Genomic DNA, 23,298 nt, shown 5'->3' on the forward strand with positions numbered 1-23,298 from the left:
CAACCCGTCCGGAGGCCGGGTTCCACCTTTCGGCCTGTTCAGATTTCCGTCACCGCGGCCGCGGCCGGCTGGGCGTAGCCTTGCCAGCAGGCTTCCAGGAGGGCGGCGTCGGCGGGGCCGTCGGTCACGACGAAGCGGTAGCGCATGACATACGGCCGGCCGGGCTCGATGCGGAATTCGCCGAGTTGGGACGGGGCGAAACACACGAAGGGTTCGGTGGGGTGGAGGCGCAGCGGTTGCGGGGCGCGGAAATTGTCGGGATGGCCGAGGATGCCGAGGCCGGCGGTGGCACCGTCGATCCGGCCGCCGATGTGCACCCAGCGGGCGCGGCTGGTATTGCCCTTGATGCGGTCGGTCTCGCCCTCGGACGTGAGGAAGGTGGCCTGGTCCGCCCCGTTCCACTGGTCGTGTCCGCGGAAGCCCAAGCCGCCGTAGCGATACTCGGGCAGGATCAGCGGATCGGAGGTCGCGCAGGTTTGGGTGATCACGAGGTCGAAGATGCGCATCGGGACCTGGTCAGGCACATCATAGGTGGTCAGTTCCCAGGTCTCGTTCAACGCGGTCACCGGAGTGGGCGCGGAGAGGTCAACCTGACGCTGCTGCGCCACGAAGCCGCCGTGTACCGGTCCGCTCCAGGTGCGCGACAGGGCCACGAACTCTACCTTCCCGGTGAGGTCGCCCATGTTCCAGAAGTCGGGTTTTCGGCCTTGGAACTCGGTCTTGGTCCACGGGGCCCAGATGCCGTGGTGGTGGAGGTGATTGGCCGGGTAGCTGGCGGTGATCACGACCCCGCCGGGTGACCGGACGGGATGGATGTGGCCGCTACGCAGGAATTTCTTGGGTACCTTGTCGTTGGGCAGGGGTTCCTCGGCGGTCCAGTAGTCGAGGACCGGCACGCCCCGGACAAGGAGGTTTACCTGGCGGTCACTGGTCACGCTCTCGACGACTTTTGCCTCGGATGGAACCGCGGTGAGCGTGAACACGGGAGCTTGGCCCGCGGCCAGTCGCGGAAGGAGAAACCGGGCCGTCCCATCAGGATCGACCTGCAGCGCGGCGGTTGGGAGACCCTTCGAGTCCTGCAGCAGGCCTGTCCGCGGTGCCCCCGCGGGCAGAGGAAAGGACACCACCACGGCCACGCGGTCGACCTCGGCCGCAGGCACGGTGACTCGCCAGGCCGGTGAAGCCCAAGCGAGACCCGGCAACGCAACACACAGGGCAAGAAGGCGGGGGAGTGGGTGCATGGGCAGATTACTCCGGCAGGGGCTTGCCGCGGGTCTCGGGGGCGAACCAGATGAGCACGAGGCCGAAGACATAGATCAGGGAAATCACCGCGCCGGCCTGGGCGTAGCTGCCGTCGAAGGTTTGCATGAGCGCGCCCATCTGCAGCGCGCCGACAGCGGCGAGGATGCGGCCGGCGTTGAAGGAGAGGCCCTGGGCGGTGGCGCGCACGCGGGTCGGGAAGAGCTCCGGCAGGTAGAGCGGCATCCAGCCATAGAAAGCGGCGGTGACGGTGCCGACGACGAAGGTGAGCGTGAGGAAAGACGCGCCGTAGCTGTCGATCCCGCGGAAGAGCCAGGCGCAGGAAATCAGCGAAACGAGGCAGAGGAGGAAGTAGGCGGGGCGCCGGCCGAACTTGCCGCCCATCCACGCGCCGAGCAGACAGCCGAAGACCGAGCCGAGGGCGGACAGGAATTGCGTGTAGGCCTTGGCCTTGGGCAGGTCGGGGCCGGCCATCTTGTCGGCCCAGAGGGGCAGCCATTGCACGGAACCCCAGGTGCCGATCAGGGCGACCGAGGCGAGCAGGGTGGCGATCAGGAGCGGGCGGATCAGGGCCGGGCTGGAGAAGATTTCCTTCATCGGCTGCGTCGGCTTTGCGGCGGCGGCGTGCTGCCATTTTTCCGACTCCGGAACGAAGAGCCGCACAAAGAAGGTGAGGGCGGCCGGCAGGGCGCCGATGACCACGACGTAGCGCCAGGTCTCCTGGGTGACGGCGTAGAACATGCCGACCGTGGCGATGAGGGCGAAGCCGATGTTGGCGGCGGCGCCGATGATGCCGGCGAGCATCGGGCGGTTCTTCTCGGGCCAGACCTCCATGACAAGGGCCACGCCGAGGGCCCATTCGCCGCCCATGCCGAGGGCGGCGACGAAGCGCAGCGCGGCGAGGTGCCAGGGCTCCGCGGCGAAATACACGAGGCCGGTGAAGATCGAGTAACAGAGGATCGCCATGCTCATCGCGCGGACGCGGCCGACCTTGTCCCCGAGCCAGCCGAAGAGGAGGCCGCCGCCGGCGGCGCCGAGGAGGAAGGCGGCGGTCACCCAGCCCATCCAGTGGCCGACGAACTTGTCATCCATGATGCCGTGGTTGGCCTGCATCTGCTGGAGAGCCGGCCGGGCGATCAGGGGGAAGATGCCCATTTCGAGGCCGTCAAACATCCAGCCGAGGAAGGCCGCGAGGAGGACCATGCCGCGGCGTCCGGCGGTGGCGGGGGTGGAGGCGGGGGGAGGGGATGTGGGTTCGGTCATGGGGTAGGGGGGGCGTGGGGAGGGAAATTGTAGGGCGGGGTTCGGCGACCCCGCCCTACAGGGCTTTAGAATGCGTGATCATACTTTCACCGGCTGGCCGGATTTGGCGGATTCGTAGATCGCATGGACGAGGGCGACGGCGCGGCGGCCCTCGCGCGCGCCGATGGCGGGGGGGCGGTGCTCGCGGACGGCGGCGACCAGATCGGCGATCTGGCGGAGGTGGCCGGTGAGGGAAATGCCGCCGGGGGTGCCGGCGCCGGAGCCGAGCGCGGGGTCGCGTTTGGCCGCGCGGATGGCCTCATCGCCGGGCTCCGGTTGGACGAAATCCCACTGGGCGATGTGGTCGTCCTCGAGGCAGATCGAACCGTGCTCGCCGCAGAGTTCGATGCGGCGCGACCAGCCGGGCCAGAGGGCGGTGCTGGCCTCGATGGTGCCGAGGGCGCCGTCGGAAAACTGCAACGTGGCGACGGTGGTGTCGTCGGCCTGGATGCCGGTGTGGACGCGACGCGTGAAACGGCCCGAGACTTCGGTGGGCAGGCCGGCGAACCACTGGAGCAGGTCCACGCCGTGGATGGCCTGGTTCATGAGGGCGCCGCCGCCGTCGAGCTCCCAGGTGCCCTTCCAGGCGGTCTGGTAGTAGGCGGGGGTGCGGTGCCACTTGACATACGCGCTGGCGAGGACGAGCCGGCCGAGGCGTCTGGCCTCGACCGCGGCCTTGACCGTCTGGGCGCCGGCGCCGAAGCGGCCCTGGAAAATGGCCGCGACCTTCACGCCGTGTTGCTCCGCGGCGGCGATGATCTGGTCGCAACGGGCGGGAGTGATCTCGAGGGGTTTCTCGATGACGACATGGCGTCCGGCGCGGATGGCGGTGAGCGCGGGATCGAGGTGGGCGCCACTGGGGGTGGTGATGTTAAGGACGTGGATGTCGTCCCGGGCAACCATTTCCTCGACGGTGGCGGTGATGACAGGGATGCCGTGTTGGGCGGCGAAGGCGGCGCCGCGCTCGGGGGAGCGGCTGACGACGCCGACCAGTTTAGCGCCGGGGGTCTGGGCGATGGCCTGGGCGTGGTAGCCGGCGATCATGCCGGTGCCGATGACGGCGAAGCCGAGGGGGGAAGGCATCAGGAAAGGAAGAAGGAAGAATTAAGAAGGAGGAAGCAGGATTCTCCGCGGTGAATCTCAGGGCTTGGTCCGCCATTTGCCGTCTTTTTCGAGGGCATCCTTGACCCGGTGCTTGGTGAGTTTGCGGATGAGGGCCAGGGGGAGCGGTTGGTCGAAGGGGAAGCGCACGGTGGCGCCGGCGGTGTCGTGTTTGGCCAGTTCCTTCTTGAAGGCGCGGATGACCGGGGTGCCGGCGAAGAGGCTGACGTGATTTTTGAAGGCCCCGTAGATCATGAGAATGCGCTTATAGGAATGAGCGGGCATGCCCCACTTGAGGGATTCGACGGCGCCAGGCGCGGCGGTCCGGATGCATTTCCGCAATGCGCGGAGCTTCGGGCGGGCTTTCTTATCGGCGGCGGCGATGTATTCCGCGACGGTCTTCGGCTTGGCGAGGGCTTTGGGGGGAGCCATGGGGTCTGGTGGATATAGTCCCCGGGCGGTGAGCGTCAAACGCAGGGTTTGAGGCGGGCAGGGTCGGCGAAGTCAGCCTACCACCGACGCCCCCATCCCTTTGGAAAGGCTGGTGCGAATGCCGGGAGTCGAACCCGGATCAATAGCTTCGGAGGCTACTACACTATCCATTGTGCTACATTCGCAGGGAGCAGATGGGGAGCTTTCGCGGCTGGGGCCCAAGTTCAAGAAGGTTTTGTGAGCCGCCCGGCCGATTGGAACCACCAAGACCCCAAGGCACAGAGCAGTCGCTGCTTTCGGGTCGTCGTACCTCGGTGGCGAAATCGGGGGTTTCGGGGGTCGCCTGCAAGCAGGCTCCCACAAAGAAAAAGGCGGGATCAGGGATCCCGCCTTCGAGGGGAGGCGGGGTTGCTACGCCATCTCCGCAAAGCCTCCGTCGGAGACCCCGCCCTACAGGGGAGATGGCGCTTAGTGCGCCACGTGGACGACCTTGGTCATCGGCTGGCCGATTTCCTTGAGGAGGTCCTGGAACCAGGGCTGGGTGACGTCGAAGGCCTTGCCGCCCTTGATGCGGGGGAACTCGATGGCGCGGAGCTCGAGGCCGCGTTCCTCGTCGTGGCCGATGAGGCCCGAGACACCGGCGCGGGCGCACTCGATGGCCTTGAGGACGCAGGTGTCGATCAGCTTGAAATCCTCGGCGTTGGCCGGGGCGGAGCGGGCGAAATAGCCGCTCTTCTGCACGAGCACCTTCTCGGCGCCGAGCTTCTTGGCGAACTGCTCGGCGAACCACTTGCCGGGGTTGATGGTGTCGAGGCGGACATGGCCGAAGGCGTCGCGCGCGGGCTCCTGGCCGCTGGCGGTCAGCTCGGCGATGATCTCCTCGAGGCCGGCGCCCTCGCTGATGAAGATGTTGATATTGCCCTGGCTGTCCATGAGCGCCTTGAGGCGCTTGGCCTCGGCCTCGATGTCGAGGGCCATCTCGGGCACGTAGATCGCATGGACGGAGTAGCGGGACTTGGTGACGCCGAGGCCGGGGACCCAGGCCTGCTTGGCCAGGCTCTTCTGGTATTCGGAGGCGGTGGCGGCGGTGAGCCAGCCGCAGTTGCGGCCCATGACCTCGTGGACGATGAGCATGCGGCCGCTGGCGCCGAGCTCGGTCACGACGTTGGAGAAGAATTTCGCGCCCTGCTCGGCGGCGGTGACGGCGCCGAGGCTCTGGCGGATCGGGATGATGTCGTTGTCGATCGTCTTGGGCAGGCCGATGACCTTGAGGGCGTAGTTGTGCTTCTCGAGGTAGGCGGCGAGGTCGGCGGCCGTGGTGTTGGTGTCGTCGCCGCCGACGGTGTGGAGGATGTCGACGCCGTCCTTCTGGAGCTGCTCGGCGGCGACGGTGAGCGGGAGCTGGCCTTCCTTGACGAGGCCGCGCTTCACGGCGTCCTTGACGTTGGTGAGCTTGACGCGGCTGTTGCCGATGACGCTGCCGCCGTAGTTCTTGAGTCCGGCCGCCTGGGCGCGGACCTCGGGGGTCACGACGTAGCTCTGACCGAGGAGGAGGCCCTTGTAGCCGGAGCGGTAGCAGATGATGTCCCAGTCAGGGCATTGCTCCGTGTAATGGACGATGAGTTGCCCGACGGCGGCGCTGAGGCAGGGGGCGTGACCGCCGGCGGTGAGGATGGCGACTTTCTTCTTGGTGCTCATAGAGGGAAAAGTGAGCGGGAAACGTGCCACGGCCGGGCGGCCGGAGGCAACCGGGAATCTGTTTATGGCACGGAGTTGGCAAGAAATGCGATTGGCACGTTCGCAGATCGGGTGGGGTGGGCCTTAACGCCTCGACACGCGCGCCCTTGGAATCCCGTCGGGGTGTAAATTCACCCCATGCGGAGGGCGCACACAAGGTGCGCCCCGATACGGCGAGGCGGTTCAGGCGCGGTTCTGCGCGTGGGCCTTGACCGTGTTGGCCATGAGCATGGCGACGGTCATCGGGCCGACGCCGCCAGGGACAGGGGTGATCTTGGCGCAGAGCGGGGAGACGGTGGGAAAGTGGACGTCGCCGGTGAGGCGGTAGCCGGACTTCTTCGTGGCGTCGGGCACGCGGTTGACGCCGACGTCGATGACGACGGCGCCGGGCTTGACCATGTCGGCCGTGACGAACTCGGGTTTACCGATCGCGGCGATGAGCACGTCGGCCTGGCGGGTGAGGGCGGCGAGGTTGGCGGTCTGCGAGTGGCAGACGGTGACGGTGGCGTTGGCCCAGCTCTTGCGCTGCATGGCGAGGAGGGCGGCGGGTTTGCCGACGATGAGGCTGCGGCCGAGGACCACGACGTGTTTGCCGGAGAGGGAAACGCCGGAGCGCTGGAGGAGCTCCATGATGCCGGCGGGTGTGCAGGCGACGAAGCCGGTATCGTCCTCCTGCGCGAGCTTGCCGAGGTTCATGGTGTGGAAGCCGTCGACGTCCTTGTGCGCGGCGATGCGGCGGAAGACCTCGACCTCGTTGATGCCCTTCGGCAGCGGGGACTGGACGAGGATGCCGTCGACGCCCGGGTCGGCATTGAGCTGGTCGATCAGGGCGAAGAGCTCGGCCTGGGTGGTGGTGACGGGCGGGAAGATGAGGCGGCTCTCGATGCCGATGGTGGCGGAAGTCTGCTCCTTCTTTTTCACGTAGGAGACCGACGCGGGGTCCTCGCCGACGCGCACGAGGGCGAGGCAGGGGCGGCGGCCGGGCAGGGCGGCGACGCGGGTCTTCAGTTCGGCGACGATGTCAGCGGCGATCTTGTTGCCGTCGATGAGTTCCATGGGGTGAAAAAGGAAAAGGCCGGCCCGCGGGGCCGGCCGGGTTGGCGGGAGGATTATTTCAGCGAGAGGGACTCGGCGGAGATGACGAGGTCCTTGCCGTCGACGCTGTTGCGGATGGTGCCGGTGACGGAGACCGCGCGATCGAGGTAGGCCTCGATCTTGTCGGTGAGGAGGAGGCGCTTGGTGTCGACGTAGGCGAAGCGGCGGCCGGAGTTGTCGACGAGCTGGTACTCGTAGGCCGGGTTGGGATTCACGAAGGGGCGGCGGGCGAGCACGAGGCGGCCGGCGAAGAGGCGGGGCAGGTCCACGCTGTTACCGGTGACCTGGGCGGGGCGGCCGACGGCGGTGGAGGGGGCGACGGGCACGGCGGCGACGGGCACGGGCCGGACCTCGGGGGCGAGGTTGGCGGCGCCGGTGGCGACGAAACCCTGGAGTTTCTTGGTGAACTTGACCTGGACGTAGTCGCCGCCCGCGAGGCCGACGACTTCGGACTTGTCGCCTTCCTGGCCGACGGTGAGCACGGGGGCGTCTTTCTTGGGCGCGGTGAGGATGTTGCCGCCCTCGCGAACCTCAAGGCCCTTGGTGATATCGCGGTTGTGGGCGTAGCCCTCGAAGGAGCCGCTGAGCTCGACGCGGCGCCAGCCGGCGGGGGCGTCGCCGGTGTAGATGACGGTATTGCCGGCCTTGAGGCGCACGAGGACGTGCGACTTGGGGTCGGGCTGGAGGAAGACGGCGGCGTCGGACGGCAGGAGGTCGGCGGCGAGGAGGCGGACCGTGGCGGCGAGCAGGAGGAAGGGCAGGAATTTAGTTTTCATCGGTGTCAGGGGCCGGGCCGTCGCGGTGGGAAGGAGCGGGCACGGTGAACAGGGATTGGATTTCCTTGCTAGAAAGTTGTTTCACGCCGCGCAAAGGAATTCCTTTCAGGCGGAGGGAGCCGATCTGGTAGCGGCGGAGGCGGCGGACGTCGAACCCCAGGGCAGTGAAGAGCTGCCGGATCTCGCGCTTTTTGCCATGATGCATGTGCACGTCGAGCTCGGTGGAGGCGCGGTCGGCGCGGGGGTTGACGAGGTTGGCGCGCTCGACCTTGAGGTGTTCGCCCTCGATGTGGACGCCGCGGAGGAGCTGGCGGAGGCGGGCGTGGGGGAAGGGTTCCTCGAGGGAGACGTAGTAGCGCTTCACGACCAGGTTGGACGGGTGCATGAGCTTGTGCGCGAGGTCGCCGTCGGAGGTGAGGATGACGAGGCCCTCGCTGTCCTTGTCGAGGCGGCCGGCGCAGAAGAGGCGGAGGCGGGCCCACTCGCGGGGGAGGAGGTCGAAGATGGTGCGCTCCTCGTGCGGGTCGCTGTTGCTGCAGACGACGCCGCGGGGCTTGTGCATGACGAGGGCGAGCTTGGGCTGGCCCTGGGCGCGGAGGGCCTTGCCCCGGACGGTGACCTTGTCGGCCTCGGGGTCGACCTTCTGGCCCAGCTCGGCCTTCTGGCCGTTCACATAAACCTCGCCTGCGGTGATGAGGGTCTCGGCCGCCCGGCGCGAGCAGAGGCCGCTTTCGGCGATGAATTTTTGAATGCGAACGGGCTCCATGTAGGCCGGCTGCATGGCATGCGCCGCAGGACGGCGCAACGAGATTCACCCGGGAGAAACCGGGCTTGCGTTGGCCGGTCGGAGTGAAAGTAAGTCTCCCGCGCCCATGCATCTTTCCACGCCGCCCTCCAGCGCCTACACAAAGGACAATCCTTTGCCGGCGAAACTGCTCGAAAACCGCGTGCTGAACAAGGACGGCTCGGGCAAGGATACGCGGCACCTCGTGATCGACATCGCGGGCAGCGGGCTGACCTACCAGGTCGGTGATTCGCTGGGGATTTATCCCGCCAACCGCCCGCAGCTGGTCGATGAGGTCATCGAGCTGCTGGGGGCCACGGGGAACGAGCCGGTGCAGCCGGCCCGCGCGACCGCCGCCATCAGCCTGCGCGAGGCGTTGACGAGCAAGCTTTCGCTTAACGGGCCGACGAAGAAAATCCTCGAGACGCTCGCCCTGAAAGCCACCACGCCCAAGGAGAAGGGGCGGTTGGAGTCGCTGCTGGCGCCCGAGGCGGCGGAGTTGCGCGAGGCCTTTCTCGGCGAGCGGGAATACATCGACCTGCTGGAGGAGTTTCCCGGCATCCGGCTGACGCCCCAGGAGCTGGTCGACCACCTGCGCCGCCTGATGCCCCGGCTCTACTCCATTGCGTCATCGCCGTTGCGGCATCCCGGGGAGGTGCACCTGACCGTCGCACCCGTGCGTTATGAATCCAATGGCCGCCGGCGCTACGGGGTGTGCTCCACGTTCCTGGCGGACCGCGTGACGCGGCGGAAGACGCCGATCCCGGTGTTTGTCGCGACTTCGCACTTCAAGCTGCCGGAGGATCTCGCCCGGGATGTCATCATGGTGGGCCCGGGCACGGGCGTGGCGCCGTTCCGGGCCTTTATGCAGGAGCGGGTGGCGACGGCGGCCCGCGGGCGCAACTGGCTGTTCTTCGGCGACCAGCACCAGGCCACGGATTATCTTTATGGCGACGAGTGGAAGGCCCTGCTCGCGGAGGGGAAGATGGCGCGGGTCGACCTGGCCTTCTCGCGCGACCAGGCGCAGAAGATCTACGTGCAGGACCGCATGCGTGAGAACGCCGCGGAATTCTGGGCCTGGATCCAGGGAGGGGCCCACCTCTACGTGTGCGGCGACGCGCACCGGATGGCCAAGGACGTCGATCTCGTGCTGCACCAAATCATCGAGCAACAGGGCGGCCTGGAGCCCGCGGCCGCGGCGGAATACGTGAAGCAGATGAAGCGGGACAAGCGTTACCAGCGCGACGTGTATTGAGAGAGGGGTTTGGGGGCGGAACAGGTGCGAGCGAGGTTGCGCGCGACCTGGGGCGCGGGTCTGAGCGCGAGCAAGCTCGCGGCCCACAAGGGGGGCGGGGACGGCGGAAACTTCGCGCTTGCGGCGGGTGGGGGGAGTGCGTGCCATGAGCACCCTATCCCATCATGAGCCTCACCTATAACAATCGTGTGGCCCTTGTCACCGGCGCGGGCCGGGGCATCGGCAAGTCCATCGCCGAGTTGCTGGCCAAGAACGGCGTGAACGTCATCTGCGTGAGCAAGTCCGCCGACAGCTGTGGCGCGACGGCCGCGGCCATTGTCGCCGCGGGCGGCAAGGCCAAGGCGCTGGCGGTGGACGTGGCGGACGGCGCCGCGGTGGCGAAGGCGAGCGCCGACCTGCTCGCCGAGTACGGCCAGATCGACATCCTGGTGAACAACGCCGGCATCACGAAGGACGGCCTGCTGTTCCGCATGTCGGAAGACGACTGGAACTCGGTCATCGCGACGAATCTCACCAGTTGCTACCACTGGACGAAGTATATCGGCCGGTCCATGACGACGAAGCGCTGGGGCCGCATCGTGAACATCACCTCGGTGGTCGGCATCATGGGCAACGCCGGCCAGGCCAATTACTGCGCGGCCAAGGCCGGGCTCATCGGCTTCACCAAGTCCATCGCCAAGGAGTTCGCCGCGCGCGGGGTGACCTCGAACGCCGTCGCCCCGGGCTTCATCAAGACCGACATGACGGCCGCGCTGCCCCCCGAGGCGGCCGAGAAGATCACCTCAGTCATTCCGTTGAAGCGCCTGGGCGAGGCGGCCGACATTGCGCACATGACGGCCTTCCTCTGTGCCGAGGAAGCGGGCTACATTACCGGCCAAGTTTTTACCGTTGACGGCGGCATGGTGATGTGAACCCTCTTACCTAGCTAAATTTCATATCCCTTTACCAACATGGCCGACCAGAAAACCATCGAACAGCGCGTCAAAGAAATCATCGTTAACCAATTGAATGTTAACGAGGAGCAAATCACTCCCCAGGCTTCGTTCCTGGATGATCTGGGCGCCGACTCGCTCGACACCGTCGAGCTCATCATGGCCTTTGAAGAAGAGTTCAAGGACGAGATCAAGGGTGAGATCCCTGAGTCCGACGCCGAGAAGCTTCAGACCGTGGGCGATGTGACCGCCTACATCCAGCAGAAGGCTGGAAAGAACTAACGTTTTGGCTTTTGAACTGATCGCTCTACCGTCTGGCCATGTCCTGGCCCGGTAGGGCGTTTTTATTTTTCCACCTGAACCTTCGATGGAAACCGTATCCTCCAACCGTCGCGTCGTAGTCACCGGCATGGGCGTCATCACGTCGCTCGGCCACAATGTTGCTGATTTCTGGTCCGCGCTCCTCGCGGGCAAGTGCGGCGTGGACCGCGTGTCGCTCTTCGACGCGAAGGACTACAGCTGCCAGATTGGCGCCGAGGTCCGGGGCTTTGACCCCGCGACGCTGATGGACCCGAAGGAGGTCCGGCGCAACGACCGCTACACCCATTTCGGTTTCTGTGCGGCCAAGCAGGCCATCGCGGACTCGAAGCTCGACATGACCAAGGCCGATGCGGATCGCGTCGGCGTGATCATCGGCTCCGGCATCGGCGGCATGTGGACGATCGAGAACCAGCACAAGGTGCTGCTCGAGCGCGGCCCCCGCAAGGTGTCGCCCTTCATGATTCCCGCGCTGATCAGCAACATGTGCAGCGGCCTGGTGGCGATCGAGCTGGGGGCGCGCGGCCCGAATTTCGGCATCGTCAGTGCGTGCGCCACGGCCACGCACGCCATTGGTGAATCCTTCCGCATGGTGCGCAGCGGCGAGGCCGACGTGATGGTCTGCGGCGGCGCCGAGGCTGCGATCACGCCGCTCGCCTACGCCGGGTTCTGCTCGATGAAGGCGATGAGCACGAACAACGAGAATCCCCAGAAAGCCAGCCGCCCGTTCGACCTGAACCGCGACGGCTTCATCATGGGCGAGGGTGCCGGTGTGCTCGTCATCGAGAGCCTGGAGCACGCGCAGGCGCGCGGGGCGACGATCTATTGCGAACTGGCCGGTTATGCCGCCACGTGCGACGCCTTCCACATCACGCAGCCGGATCCCGAGGGCAAGGGCCTCTCGCAGGCGATGAGCCGCGCGTTGAAGGATGCCCAGGTCACGCCGGAACAGATCGACTACATCAACGCCCACGGCACCTCCACGCCCTACAACGACAAATTCGAGACGCTCGCGATCAAGAAGGTGTTCGGCGAGGCCGCGCGCAAGGTGATGATCAGCTCCACCAAGTCCATGACCGGCCATCTGCTGGGTGCCGCCGGCGGCATTGAGGCGGTCATCAGCGTGAAGACCATCCAGACCGGCGAGGTGGCGCCGACGATCAATTACGAGACGCCGGACCCGGACTGCGATCTCGACTACGTGCCGAACGTGAAGCGCAGCGCCCCGGTCAAGACGGTGCTGACCAACAATCTCGGCTTCGGCGGACAGAACGCCGCGCTCGTCTTTCGCCAGCTCTGAGACCGCGGCGGCGGGGGTGGACGGGAAAAATCAAAATTCCCCGTTGACGCGCCCGAAGCCCGGCCTTTTATCTCGCGCTCTTTGGTTTGGGGCAAGTTAGCTCAGTTGGTAGAGCAGAGGACTGAAAATCCTTGTGTCCTCGGTTCGATTCCGAGACTTGCCACCATCCTTCGCCGAGCTGGGCGAGGACGAAGGATGTCCTCCGAAGCTTCATCGCAGGAGGACGTTTAACAGGCGACTTGGCCCGAGTGGCTACGGATGGCACGGCCATCCTTGCTAGCGCGTCCGTGCGGTTCCCTTTTCGATTATGCGGATACTTATGCCAAATCCCCCATGGCTGACGCAGTCGGAGACCCCGCCCTACAAGCCAAAGTCAGTCGGTATCATCCCTGCGGCGTGCGGGCCCCGTCCGTGATCAGGACGATGCGCTCGGCGTTGAGAGCCATCATGTCGCCCGCCGAAAAGGTGATCAGCACGACCCCGTGCAGGGCCCGGGCGGTCCGGATGCCCTTGACGGAGGCGACCTTGTTGTCGCTCTGGAAGAAGACCACGAGGCTCTTGGGCGACATTTGCTGGATAGCCGCGGCATAGCCGGCGGCCAATTCGCTGGCGGGGGAGGCCACGGTGACGTTCGTGGTGGCCGGAATGGCCGGCGCGGTTTCGGGCAGGGCCGCGGGCAGGGCCGGGGCGAGCGTGGCCAGGAGCAGGAGCAGGCGGAGGGTTTTCATGGCTGGGGTCGACGGGTTGGGTGGGCGATGGGCCCCCGTTCAGACGCCAGCGTGACCGGCCGGTTCCTAGCGGGGAAACTTGAAATCGAAGGCCTGGATTTCCTCGACCATCCCGGGGAAGGATTCGTTGGCCAGCTTGCCGGCTACCACGGGGGTGACCTGGGCGGGCGAACGCAGCTTCAGGGTCTTGGAACTGATCACGACCTTGTACACCAGGTCCTTGGCCAGCTTGTTTTCCACCCGCAGCTTAAGGATCTTTTTCTCGGGATCGGGCTGGGCGGAGAAGATCACCTGCGCGCCGGCATCAGGCTGGGGGCTGACAGCCACGAGCTTCAGTTTTTTGCCGTCGACCTCGAAGCGGGCGTAAAGGGTGTCGCCGGGACGGATGACCAGTTCCTTCAATTTGTCGGCGGCCGAGGCAAACGGGCTGAGGACGGCGAGCAAGAGCAGGGCAAGGAGGTGGCGATTCATCGGAAAATAGGGGGTGGGGGACGACGTGATTTAGCGCTAAGGAGCAGCGTTAGGCAGCCGGGTTCAACTGAATAGTGCGGCGGCCCTGTGCCACCTCGTCTCATTTCCCGTTGACCAGAGCCCCGCCCGAGGCTTCATGGGGGGCATGGTGCCCAGTGTCCTGATTGTTGACGACGAAAAGCACACCCGGGAAGGCCTGCAACAGGCCCTGCAGGAGCATTATGACGTGTCGGTGGCCTCGAATGCCGACGAGGCCTTCAACCTGATGGATGCCCAGGAATTTGAGGTCATCGTGACCGACCTGCGGATGCCGGGCAAAAGCGGTCTCAAGGTGATCGACAAGGCGCTGGCCCTGGCCAACCGCCCGGCGGTGATCATGATGACGGCCTACGGCAGCATCGATTCGGCGGTCGAGGCCATGAAGCGCGGGGCCGTGGATTTTCTGACCAAACCGGTCCAGATCGAGCGCCTGGAGATCCTGATCCAGCGGGCGCTGAAGACCAAGACCCTCGAGGTCGAGGTCAAGCAGCTGCATGAGCGGCTCGACGAGAAATTCAACGTCGGGGCCATCGTCGGACACTCGCCGCGGCTGGCCGAGGTGATCGAGCGGGTGAAGCTGGTGGCCCCGTCCAAGGCGACGATCCTGATCGAGGGCGAGACCGGCACCGGCAAGGAACTGATCGCGCAGGCCCTCCACCAGGCGAGCCCGCGCGCGCGCGCGGCCTTCGTCCCGGTGCACTGCGCGGCGCTGCCGGCAACGCTGCTGGAGAGCGAGCTCTTCGGCCACGAGCGGGGCGCGTTCACCGGGGCGATCGAGCGCCGGGAGGGCCGCTTTGAGCTGGCCGACGGCGGCACGGTCTTCCTCGACGAGATCGGAGAGATCGGCCCGGAGATCCAGGTGAAGCTCCTGCGCTTCCTCGAGACCCGCAGCTTCGAGCGCATCGGCGGCACCAAGACCCTCAACGTCGACGTGCGCCTGGTGGCTGCGACCAACCGCAATCTCGAGCAGATGGTGAAGGAGGGGAAGTTCCGCGAGGATCTCTATTTCCGGCTCAACGTCGTGCGCATCACCACCCCCCCGCTGCGCGACCGCACGGAGGACATCCCGGTGCTGCTGGAGCATTTCATCAAGGTTTACTCAAAGGAGAACAACTACGAGCCCGTGACGGTCGAGCCCGGCGCGATGCGCCACCTGCAGGCCTACCCCTGGCCGGGCAACATCCGCGAGCTGCGCAACTTTGCCGAGAACGCGGTCGTGTTGCGCCGCGGCGGCAAACTGAGCGAATTCGACCTCGAGCCGAAGTTCCGCGGCGAGGTGGCCCCGCCGCCCGCGATGGTCACCCCCACGCCGGCCAACCCGTTTTCGGTGGAGGACAACGAAAAGCGCCTGCTGCGCGAGGCGTTGATGAAGGCCCGGGGCAACCGCACGCGGGCCGCCACGTTGCTCGGCATCAGCCGGCGCACGCTGCACCGCAAGATCGCGCAATGGCCTGAGCTGGACGTGATGGACCGCGGATGAAGGCGGGCAAACGCAACGGGTGGAACCTGACCTCCGGGCAGGTTTGCCGATCGGGCGTCGATCAGCCCGCGCGGAGCGCGGACTCCACCGCGGCGCCGCACCTCCCCCGGCCATGAAATCCGCGCAGGAACTGATCCATTGGCTGGAACAGGGCCGCGGGGCGCGCTGGGTCGCCCGCGCGGGGCTGGTGCTGGCGGGCCTGCTGCTGACTACCCTCTACACTTGGAAGCAATTCCACGGCATTCCCGATGAGCTGGCCATGCAACAGGCCGTGCTTGGGCGACAACTGGCGCGGGGGGAGGGCTTCACCACGCCGGTCAATTACCCGCAGACCTACGCGGTGCTCGCGGCCCGCGGGCAGAAATTTGACGAGGGAAAACCGTATCCCGACCTGCACCACGCACCGCTCTATGCGATCGTGCTGGCCGCGACCTTCACGCTCCTGCCCGATGCGGCCTGGGCGCACCGGCCGGTGCCCCCGGAAGGCTGGGCGCCCGACTATGTCGTGCTGGGGTTGAACGCGGTCCTGATGTGGGTGGCGGTGTGGCTCGTTTGGCGGCTGGCTGTCCGGTTGTATGACCGCCGCGCCGCCTGGCTGGCGGCGCTGGGCACGGTGCTCTCGGTGAGCCTGTGGGAACAGGTGGTCAGCTTGAGCGGGCTCACGGTTTTCCTTGTGGTGATCCTCGCGGTCTTCAATGGCCTCGCGGGGATCGAGGTGCGGCTCACGCAGTCGGCCGCCTGGTCGCGGGCGCTGGGCTGGCGGGTGGCGGCGCTGGGCGGGCTGGCGGCGCTGTTGTTTCTCACGGAATACTCCGGCGGCCTGGTGGCCGTGGTCCTGATCGGCTACCTGGCCTGGCGCCTGCCGGGGCGCGCCCGCTGGCCGGTGCTCGGGGTGTTTGCCGCGGCTTTCGCCCTGCTGGTGACGCCCTGGCTGGGTCGCAACCTCCTGGTCTCCGGCCATCCGCTCGGGCTGGCCTGGCAAAATCTGGCGCTCAAATCCGGTGATCCCACGGCCGAGCCCGCCACGCAGCGCCAACTCGCCGCCACCGAGCCGCCGGGCTTTGACCTGAACAAGCTGGGCAACAAGGGCCTGACCGGGCTCGAGCAAAATCTGCAGTCGCGCATCTGGTCGGGCGGCGGGATGCTGTTCACGGCCTTCTTCATCGCGGGGCTGGCGTATCAATTCCGGCACGGACCGATGAACCGTGTACGCTGGGTTTTTGCCGTGGTGTTGCTGGTGCTGCTGGCGGGACAGCCGTTCCTGAATTCCGGGGAGAGTCCGCGTCTGCCGGCCCACTACCTGGCGCCGCTCATCATCGTTTTTGGCAGTGGTTTTCTGCTGGTGCTGGTGGACAGCCAGCCGCGCCTGGCCTCGCACTGGCGCTGGGTGGCGGCGGCGCTATTGCTTCTGCAGGGCCTGCCGCTGTCGCGCGACTGCCTGGAACCGCGCAAGATCCATTTCCACTACCCGCCCTATTTCCCGAATCTGTTCATCGAGCTGCGAAAGGACATGCAGACGCGCTTCCTGCCCGGTACCGGCGTGGCCAGTGATGTGCCGGCCGGCACGGCTTGGTACGGCCAGTTGCGGGTCTGGGCCAAGCCGGAGCGGCTGCGTGATTTCTCGCAGATCATCGTCGAGCAGAATATCGGGGCCCTGCTGCTTACGCCGGTTACGCTGGACCGCCCGTTTTTCACCGAACTGGCGGCCCGCAAGGATGATAACATCAGCCTGACCGACACGGGCGGGTGGGGCGGGGTTTATGCCGGATTGGTCACGCGTCGGATGCCGGCGAATTTCCCGCTCAATCTGCCCCCGCAAAAACTGACGGAAAACATGGTGCTGCTGGTCAATCCGCAGACCCTCCTGCGACAGGGAAATTGATTTGCCACCGAGGGGGGGCTGCCCCTTAAGTCAGGCACACCTAAGACCTTGGCTTAATTATGAAAACCACGCTTCGCCTACTGCCAGCCGTTGTCCTTTTGCCTTCTTTTGCCCTGGCGGTCTATGCGCCCATTCCCGACCAGGAACAGGGCAAGGCCCTGACTTATCGCCTGGGTGCCGGCGTGTCGCACGACAGCAATATTTTCGGCGGCTCGACCGGCGAGATCGACAGCGTGGTTTATAATTTCACGGGTGAGATCTCCTACAACGGATCGATCAGCGACCAGACCTTCCTCTCTGCCTCCTACGAGCTCAGCAACGACCATGTGGTGGACCGTCCGGGCAAGCAGAACCTCACCAACCACCATCTCGAGGCGCGCGTGGCGCATTCCTTCGCGCAGGACACCAACATCGATCTGAGCGCGGCCTACGTCATCGCCAACAATCCGGAGTCCCTGCTCGCCGGCGTGCCGCTGAACACCGACCAGTCCTACAATCGCGGCCAGTTCGACGGCCGCTACACCACCAGCCTCAATGCCAAGACCGCGCTGGTCACCAAGTACCGGTTCGTCGACTACCGCTACGACAGCGCGACGCTCGCCACGGACCTCGACCGGTCCGAACATCTGCTGGGCCTGGAGGCCTCCTTCCAGCTCCTGCCCGAGACCAAACTCGTGGGCGAATACCGCTACCAGGACATCGGCTACGATTCCGCCGCGAGCCTCAAGAACAAGACCTCGAACTTCTTCATGGTCGGGTTTGAGCACAATCCCGGCAAACATCTCATGGTCTCCGGCCGGGCCGGTCTCGAGGACCGGAGCCGCGACTCCGGCGCCGACACCACCGCCCCCTACGTCGAGCTGAGCACGCGCTACAGCTACACCGAGGGCTCCTACCTCTCCGCCGGTTACATGCACACCATCGAGGAACCGTCCGATGTCACCCGCTTCACCGATACCCAGGTCAACCGCTACTTCGTCAACCTCCAGCACCAGCTGAGCGGCGCCTTCACCGCCTCGGCCTCCGTGACGTATGAGCCCTCGTCGCTCCAGGGCCGCCGCGGCGTGCAGGTCGACCTGGATGAGGACACGACCCGTCTCGGCCTGGCCCTCGCCTGGCGCCCGACCAAGAACTGGGCCCTGATCGGCTCCTACGATTACGATGATGTCAGCTCCGAGGACCCCAACCGCGGCCAGAACCGCGACCGGCTCGGGGTGAACGCTCGGTACACGTTCTGATCTCCGCCGCCGCGGACTCATGCCCACCCTCCCGTCCACCAAGGACAGCGCGACCCTCGGCGATTTCGTCGGTCTGCTGCGCCTGCGCAAGGGGCTCATCTTCCTGGTCCTCGGCCTCGTGCTGCTCACCACGCTGGGCGTCACCGCCCTGCTGCCCAAGTGGTATCTGTCCACGGCCAAGATCAGCGTGCAGAAGCCCGAGAGCGAGGTGAAGCTCTTCCAGGCGCAGAGCAACACCTACTACGACCCGTATTTCATCCAGGACCAGTTCCGGATCATCCAGGCGGAGAAGATCCTCTATCCCGTGATCGAGTCGCTCGGACTCAACGAGATTCTGGGCAAGCAGCTCAACGACGGCGTGGCCCTGCCCTCGGCGATCACCTACCGTTACCTCATCAGCAAGATGCTCCGCGTGGAGGCGCCCCGCGCCTCCTCCATCATCGAGATTGATGTCTACGCCCGCGACCAGCGTCTCGCCGCGGACATCGCGAACGCCATCGCCCGCGTCTACGCCGAGGACCGGATCACGCTCGCGACCTCCGACCAGCGCGAGGGCCTGGCCCAGCTGCGCAAGGAGCTCGACAAGCAGGAGCTCGCCGTCACCACCCAACGCGATCACGTGGAGAAGCTGCGCAAGGAGCTCGATATCGCCGGCGTGGATCTCAGCCAGCGGTACAGCGACATGGACATCGAGACGCTGCGCCAGATGCAGAACTCGCTCATCGCCCTCCGGGTCGACGCCATCGGCCGCAAGACCCGCTGGGAACGTTTCCGCAACATCCCGGCGGCCGACCGCCGCAACCTCGTCAATTCCGAGCTGATCCAGGACACCAACATCCAGAACCTGCTCCAGGCCTACCTCATCTCCGACCAGACCGTCACCCGGCTCATGGCCCGCCTGGGGGCGGCCCACCCGGATCTGATCGCGGCCATCGATAACAGCGCCAAGATCCAGCAGCAGCTCGACAGCCAGCTGCGGGGCTACGAGAGCTCGCTCGAGATGGCCTTCAAGGAGGCCGAGGCGCGCGTCACCGAGCTCGAGCGCCAGCTGGCGCAGGCCAAGGTTGACCAGATCCTCTCCGCCCGCGAGCGCATGCGGCCCTTCGAGGAGGCGACCGGCAAGCTCGACGACGAGCAGCGCCTCCTGACCACCCTCAAGCTGACGCTCCGGCAGCGGGAAATCGACTTCCAGGTGCCGAAGAAGACGATCGAGATTCTGAACACCGCCGAGCCCGCGCGTTTTGCCAGCCGACCCAACTGGCCCCTGAACATTCTGTTTGCCTGCGTCTTCGGTACCATCCTCGGGGTGGGGGCCGCGGTGCTGCTCGAGTACTTCGACACCAGCTTCCGCAACGTGGCCGATGTGGAGGGCAAGCTCAGCCTGCCTGTGCTCGGCGTGATCCCGCACATGGCCGAGGCCGGTGAGTTGCACGACCCCAGCTCCCCCGAAGGCGAGCCCTACCGGGTGCTGCAGACCAACCTGAACCTCGCGCTGACCGCCGGCAAAACCTCCGTGCTCGTCGTGCTGTCGTCCGGCCCCGGCGAGGGCAAGTCCACCACGTTGCGCCAGCTGGCCCTGTGCATGGCTGCCGCCGGTGAGAAGGTGCTGCTGATTGATTCCGACGTGCGTCGCCCGACGCAGCACAAACTCGCTGGCCTGTCGCGCGATCCCGGCCTGACCGACATCGTGCTCAACAAGGTGCCGTGGACCGCGGCGGTCGTGCGCGACAAGTCCGGCCTGATCGACTTCATCCCGGCCGGCGCGGCCGCCAACAACGTCACGCTCGGCCTGCTCTACGCCACCAAGCTCAAGGCGCTCGTGGAGGAGTTCCGTGGCCGCTACGACAAGGTGCTCTTCGATTCCCCGCCGATCATCGGCGTGAGTGATGCCTCGGTGCTGGCCAGCCTCGCCGACGGCATCGTCCTGCTGATCCAGCACCGGCGCAACCCCGAGAGCATGGTCCAGCGCGCCAAGCAGATCATCGACGGCCTGAAGGTGCCGGTGATCGGCGTGGTGCTCAACCAGGTGCCGACCGGCACGGGCGAGGACTACAGCTACTACACGAACAATTACTCCTATTACTCCCACGAAAAACCGGTCCCGGGAGCGGCCGGGGCCGCGGGACCAAACGAAGCCCGGGGCAGCGACCGCATCGAGATGCGGGAAACGCGTGAACCCGAGCGCAAGCGCTGACGGCGGTCGCGGAGGTTGGATTGACCTTGGCCCCCGGCCCGCATCCGGGCCGGCGGCCGCGCCTCCAGCCGGTTCCCGCAGCAATGCAAGCCCACGCGGGACGGGAGGTTAGGCCGTAGCCGGAGGGTGTCCGGGGACGCCTGATGGCGGGGTGGGGGAATTGCCCGCGGTGCCCGTGGATGGAGGCTTGTCAGTCTCCGCGCCACGCTACTAACTGGCCGGCTTAACCCGAACCATGGCCCAGATCACCAAGAGCTACGAACCGCAAGAGGTGGAGAAAAAATGGTATGCCGACTGGCTCCAGGCCGGCTGCTTCGCGGGCCGGGCCAACCCGGCCAAGGCCCCCTATACGATCATGATCCCGCCGCCCAATGTCACGGGCGTGCTGACGATGGGCCACGTGCTGAACAACACGTTGCAGGACATCCTCATTCGCCGCGCGCGGCTCGAAGGGTGCGAGGCGCTCTGGCTGCCGGGCACGGACCACGCGGGCATCGCCACGCAGACCGTGGTGGAGCGCGAACTCCGCAAGGAGAAGAAGCATCGCCGCGACCTCGGCCGCGAGAAGTTCCTCGAGAAGGTCTGGTCCTGGCGCGAGGACAAGGGCGGGATCATCCTCAAGCAGTTGCAGGCCCTCGGCGCCTCGGCCGACTGGAGCCGCACGCAGTTCACCATGGACCCGGCCTACTCGCAGGCCGTGCTCAAGGTGTTTGTCGACCTTTACGGGAAGGGCCAGATCTACCGCGGCAAGCGCATGGTCAACTGGTGCCCGGTCAGTCTCACCGCGCTCTCCGATGAGGAAGTGATCATGAAACCCGCGAAGGGTTTCCTCTACCAGGTGCGCTACGAACTGGTGGACCAGCCCGGCCGGTTCATCGAGGTCAAGACCACGCGCCCCGAGACGATCCCGGGCGACGTCGCCATCGCCGTGCATCCGGATGACCCGCGCTACACGGATATCATCGGCAAGAAAGTGCGCCGCCCCCTTGGGCCCACCGCCGAGATCCCGATCATCGCCGACGCCGCCGTGGACCAGGCCTTCGGTTCCGGCGCGCTCAAGATCACGCCCGCGCACGACAAGGTGGATTTCGAGGTCGGCCAGCGCCACAAGCTCGCGCCGATCGACGTGCTCACGCCCGACGCCAAGCTCAACGAGCTCGCCGGACCGGAACTGGCCGGGCTCGACCGTTTCGCCGGCCGCAAGAAGGCCGCCGAATTGCTCAAGGCGTCCGGCGCGCTGGTGCAGGAAGAGCCCTACGAAAACAACGTCGGCTATTCCGAGCGCGCCGACGTGCCGATCGAACCGCGGCTCACCTGGCAGTGGTGGCTCAAGTATCCGCGCATCGAGGAGGCCAAGACCGCGGTCCGCGACGGCCACATCAAGTTCTACCCCGAGCGCTGGTCCAAGGTTTACCTGCACTGGCTGGAGAACATCCAGGACTGGTGCATCAGCCGCCAGCTCTGGTGGGGCCATCGTATTCCCGTCTGGTACGCCAAGGGGCTCGACAAGGAGAAGCTCACCGAGGCCGACCTGGCCGACCCGAAAAAGGTCCACGTCTCGCTGGACGGCCCCGCCGACAAGGACAACTGGGTCCAGGAGGACGATGTGCTCGACACCTGGGCCTCGTCGTGGCTCTGGCCCTTCGCCACGCTGGGCTGGCCCGACCGCGGCGCGATGGACAAGGCCGGCTTCGACTATTTCTACCCGACCACCACGCTCGTCACCGGCCCAGACATCATCTTCTTCTGGGTCGCCCGCATGATCATGGCCGGGTTGGAATTTGTGCGGCCCGGCGAACCGCTCGAGCGGCGCATCCCCTTCAAGCATGTGTATTTCACCGGCATCATCCGCGACCAGCAGGGCCGCAAGATGTCGAAGTCGCTGGGCAACTCGCCCGACCCGCTCGACCTCATCGCCAAGTACGGCGCGGACGGCCTGCGTTTCGGCATCGTGTCCATCGCCCCGCAGGGCCAGGACATCCGCTTCCAGGAAGACCGCATTGAGGGCGGCAAGAACTTCTGCAACAAGCTCTGGAACGCCTGCCGCTTCCGCGAAATGAACGGCGAGATGGCCGACAACTCGTCTTGCGGCGCCATCCTCGCGCGCATCGAGCCGCCGAAGTTTGACGCGGACGACCACGCGATCCTGGACCGCCTGCTGGCCACGACCCGCGAGGTGGACCGCTGCTTCACGGAGTTCGAATTCAGCGCCGCCGTGCAGGCGCTCTACGGCTTTTTCTGGAACGATTTCTGCGACTGGTACGTGGAAGTCTCCAAGGCCAAGCTGCTGGATCCGGCCACGAAGGCGAACTGCCTCGCGATCCAGGACCTCGTTCTGCGCCAGACGCTGCTGCTGCTGCATCCCTTCATCCCGTTCATCACCGAGGAACTCTGGCACCTGCTGGGCTACGGCGCCCCGGGCACCTTCCTCGCCAAGGACACCCTGCTGGAGAACTGCTCGCAGATGGCCGCCCGCGGCCTGGCCATCGACGCGAAGGCCGCGGCCCAGGTCAGTACGCTCAAGGCGGTTTGCTCGCAGGTGCGCGCCTTCAAGGCCGAGCACGGCGAAGCCGCGAGCAAGACCTCGGAGTTCGTGGTCGAGGCCACCGACGCCCACTGGGCCGTGCTGGAGGCCAACCTGGCCAAGCTCAAGCGCATGATGGGCGCGGGCTCGATCACGCGCGGGGCGATGTCGCCCAATGCGCCGGCCATCGTGACCGCCTACGGCACCTGGAACCTCATCAAGCAGCTGAAGGGCGATCCTGCCGCCGAGAAGGTCCGGCTCACGAAAGAGATCGAAGCCATGGGCAAGCATATCGCCGGCACGCAGGCCCGGCTCAGCAACGAGGCCTTCGTCAGCAAGGCCCCGCCCGCGGTGCTGGAAGGCGCCCGGAAGCAGCTGGCCGACCAGCAGGCCAAGCAGGCCGAACTGGAACGGCTGCTGAAAGCCCTGGGGTAATCACCGGCTTGCCTG

At 66.2% G+C, this 23,298-nt stretch carries 19 protein-coding genes and 2 tRNA genes; 10 read left to right on the plus strand and 11 right to left on the minus strand.

From position 1 onward, the window contains the following. Positions 1-38: 38 nt before the first annotated feature. From Verru16B_RS11150 to Verru16B_RS11190, 9 genes are all read right to left on the minus strand, one after another. Positions 39-1,241, minus strand: a complete 1,203-nt coding sequence (locus Verru16B_RS11150; RefSeq protein WP_157772387.1) for a DUF6807 domain-containing protein — start codon at positions 1,239-1,241, stop codon at positions 39-41. Positions 1,242-1,248: 7 nt separating this feature from the next. Further along, positions 1,249-2,523, minus strand: a complete 1,275-nt coding sequence (locus Verru16B_RS11155) for an MFS transporter (protein ID WP_069962359.1) — start codon at positions 2,521-2,523, stop codon at positions 1,249-1,251. A 78-nt stretch (positions 2,524-2,601) separates the two neighbouring features. After that, positions 2,602-3,645 carry a Gfo/Idh/MocA family protein gene (locus Verru16B_RS11160; protein ID WP_069962360.1) on the minus strand — a complete coding sequence of 348 codons (1,044 nt, stop codon included), beginning with the start codon at positions 3,643-3,645 and terminating at the stop codon, positions 2,602-2,604. A 57-nt stretch (positions 3,646-3,702) separates the two neighbouring features. Then, the gene (locus tag Verru16B_RS11165; RefSeq protein WP_069962361.1) at positions 3,703-4,095 is read right to left on the minus strand and encodes an iron chaperone; all 393 of its coding nucleotides are present in this window, start codon (positions 4,093-4,095) and stop codon (positions 3,703-3,705) included. Positions 4,096-4,205: 110 nt separating this feature from the next. Continuing rightward, a tRNA-Arg gene (locus Verru16B_RS11170) sits at positions 4,206-4,280 on the minus strand. A gap of 283 nt (positions 4,281-4,563) precedes the next feature. Then, positions 4,564-5,793 (minus strand): pyrophosphate--fructose-6-phosphate 1-phosphotransferase, encoded by a 1,230-nt coding sequence (locus tag Verru16B_RS11175; protein ID WP_069962362.1) that lies wholly within the window; start codon positions 5,791-5,793, stop codon positions 4,564-4,566. 222 nt (positions 5,794-6,015) lie between these two features. Then, the gene (gene folD / locus Verru16B_RS11180; protein WP_069962363.1) at positions 6,016-6,888 is read right to left on the minus strand and encodes a bifunctional methylenetetrahydrofolate dehydrogenase/methenyltetrahydrofolate cyclohydrolase FolD; all 873 of its coding nucleotides are present in this window, start codon (positions 6,886-6,888) and stop codon (positions 6,016-6,018) included. A 53-nt stretch (positions 6,889-6,941) separates the two neighbouring features. Beyond that, positions 6,942-7,703, minus strand: coding sequence for an SH3 domain-containing protein (locus Verru16B_RS11185; protein ID WP_069962364.1), 762 nt, complete (start codon positions 7,701-7,703; stop codon positions 6,942-6,944). Continuing rightward, complete coding sequence (locus Verru16B_RS11190) at positions 7,693-8,508, minus strand: pseudouridine synthase (RefSeq protein WP_237023396.1); 816 nt, start codon at positions 8,506-8,508, stop codon at positions 7,693-7,695. The genes Verru16B_RS11185 and Verru16B_RS11190 overlap by 11 nt, the downstream gene beginning before the upstream one ends. Between Verru16B_RS11190 and Verru16B_RS11195 the strand changes: the two genes are divergently transcribed. From Verru16B_RS11195 to Verru16B_RS11215, 5 genes are all read left to right on the plus strand, one after another. Beyond that, positions 8,483-9,742, plus strand: coding sequence for a sulfite reductase subunit alpha (locus Verru16B_RS11195; RefSeq protein ID WP_083270288.1), 1,260 nt, complete (start codon positions 8,483-8,485; stop codon positions 9,740-9,742). The genes Verru16B_RS11190 and Verru16B_RS11195 overlap by 26 nt on opposite strands. Positions 9,743-9,906: 164 nt before the next feature. After that, positions 9,907-10,653, plus strand: a complete 747-nt coding sequence (fabG, locus tag Verru16B_RS11200) for a 3-oxoacyl-[acyl-carrier-protein] reductase (protein ID WP_069962366.1) — start codon at positions 9,907-9,909, stop codon at positions 10,651-10,653. 39 nt (positions 10,654-10,692) lie between these two features. Beyond that, the gene (locus Verru16B_RS11205) at positions 10,693-10,956 is read left to right on the plus strand and encodes an acyl carrier protein (RefSeq protein ID WP_069962367.1); all 264 of its coding nucleotides are present in this window, start codon (positions 10,693-10,695) and stop codon (positions 10,954-10,956) included. 85 nt (positions 10,957-11,041) lie between these two features. Further along, a complete protein-coding gene (gene fabF / locus Verru16B_RS11210) occupies positions 11,042-12,292 on the plus strand; it encodes a beta-ketoacyl-ACP synthase II (protein WP_069962368.1) in 1,251 nt (416 codons plus the stop codon). Between the two features lie 90 nt (positions 12,293-12,382). After that, positions 12,383-12,458: transfer RNA gene (locus Verru16B_RS11215), tRNA-Phe, on the plus strand. Between the two features lie 217 nt (positions 12,459-12,675). Here Verru16B_RS11215 and Verru16B_RS11220 read toward each other — a convergent pair. Continuing rightward, positions 12,676-13,020 carry a hypothetical protein gene (locus tag Verru16B_RS11220; RefSeq protein ID WP_069962369.1) on the minus strand — a complete coding sequence of 115 codons (345 nt, stop codon included), beginning with the start codon at positions 13,018-13,020 and terminating at the stop codon, positions 12,676-12,678. 66 nt (positions 13,021-13,086) lie between these two features. Beyond that, positions 13,087-13,491: a hypothetical protein gene (locus Verru16B_RS11225; protein WP_069962370.1), complete on the minus strand. Its 405-nt coding sequence runs from the start codon at positions 13,489-13,491 to the stop codon at positions 13,087-13,089. 145 nt (positions 13,492-13,636) lie between these two features. On the opposite strand from Verru16B_RS11225, the gene Verru16B_RS11230 reads away from it, so the two are divergent. The 5 genes from Verru16B_RS11230 (at position 13,637) to Verru16B_RS11250 (ending at position 23,283) form a co-directional block, all read left to right on the plus strand. Beyond that, the gene (locus Verru16B_RS11230) at positions 13,637-15,010 is read left to right on the plus strand and encodes a sigma-54-dependent transcriptional regulator (protein ID WP_069962371.1); all 1,374 of its coding nucleotides are present in this window, start codon (positions 13,637-13,639) and stop codon (positions 15,008-15,010) included. Positions 15,011-15,122: 112 nt separating this feature from the next. Further along, the gene (locus Verru16B_RS11235; protein ID WP_069962372.1) at positions 15,123-16,892 is read left to right on the plus strand and encodes a glycosyltransferase family protein; all 1,770 of its coding nucleotides are present in this window, start codon (positions 15,123-15,125) and stop codon (positions 16,890-16,892) included. A gap of 59 nt (positions 16,893-16,951) precedes the next feature. Further along, positions 16,952-18,130: an outer membrane beta-barrel protein gene (locus Verru16B_RS11240; protein WP_157772388.1), complete on the plus strand. Its 1,179-nt coding sequence runs from the start codon at positions 16,952-16,954 to the stop codon at positions 18,128-18,130. A gap of 19 nt (positions 18,131-18,149) precedes the next feature. Beyond that, positions 18,150-20,324: a GumC family protein gene (locus Verru16B_RS11245; RefSeq protein ID WP_069962374.1), complete on the plus strand. Its 2,175-nt coding sequence runs from the start codon at positions 18,150-18,152 to the stop codon at positions 20,322-20,324. Between the two features lie 235 nt (positions 20,325-20,559). After that, positions 20,560-23,283, plus strand: coding sequence for a valine--tRNA ligase (locus Verru16B_RS11250; RefSeq protein ID WP_069962375.1), 2,724 nt, complete (start codon positions 20,560-20,562; stop codon positions 23,281-23,283). Positions 23,284-23,298 lie beyond the last annotated feature (15 nt).

This window comes from Lacunisphaera limnophila (genome assembly GCF_001746835.1).
Lineage (GTDB): Bacteria > Verrucomicrobiota > Verrucomicrobiia > Opitutales > Opitutaceae > Lacunisphaera > Lacunisphaera limnophila.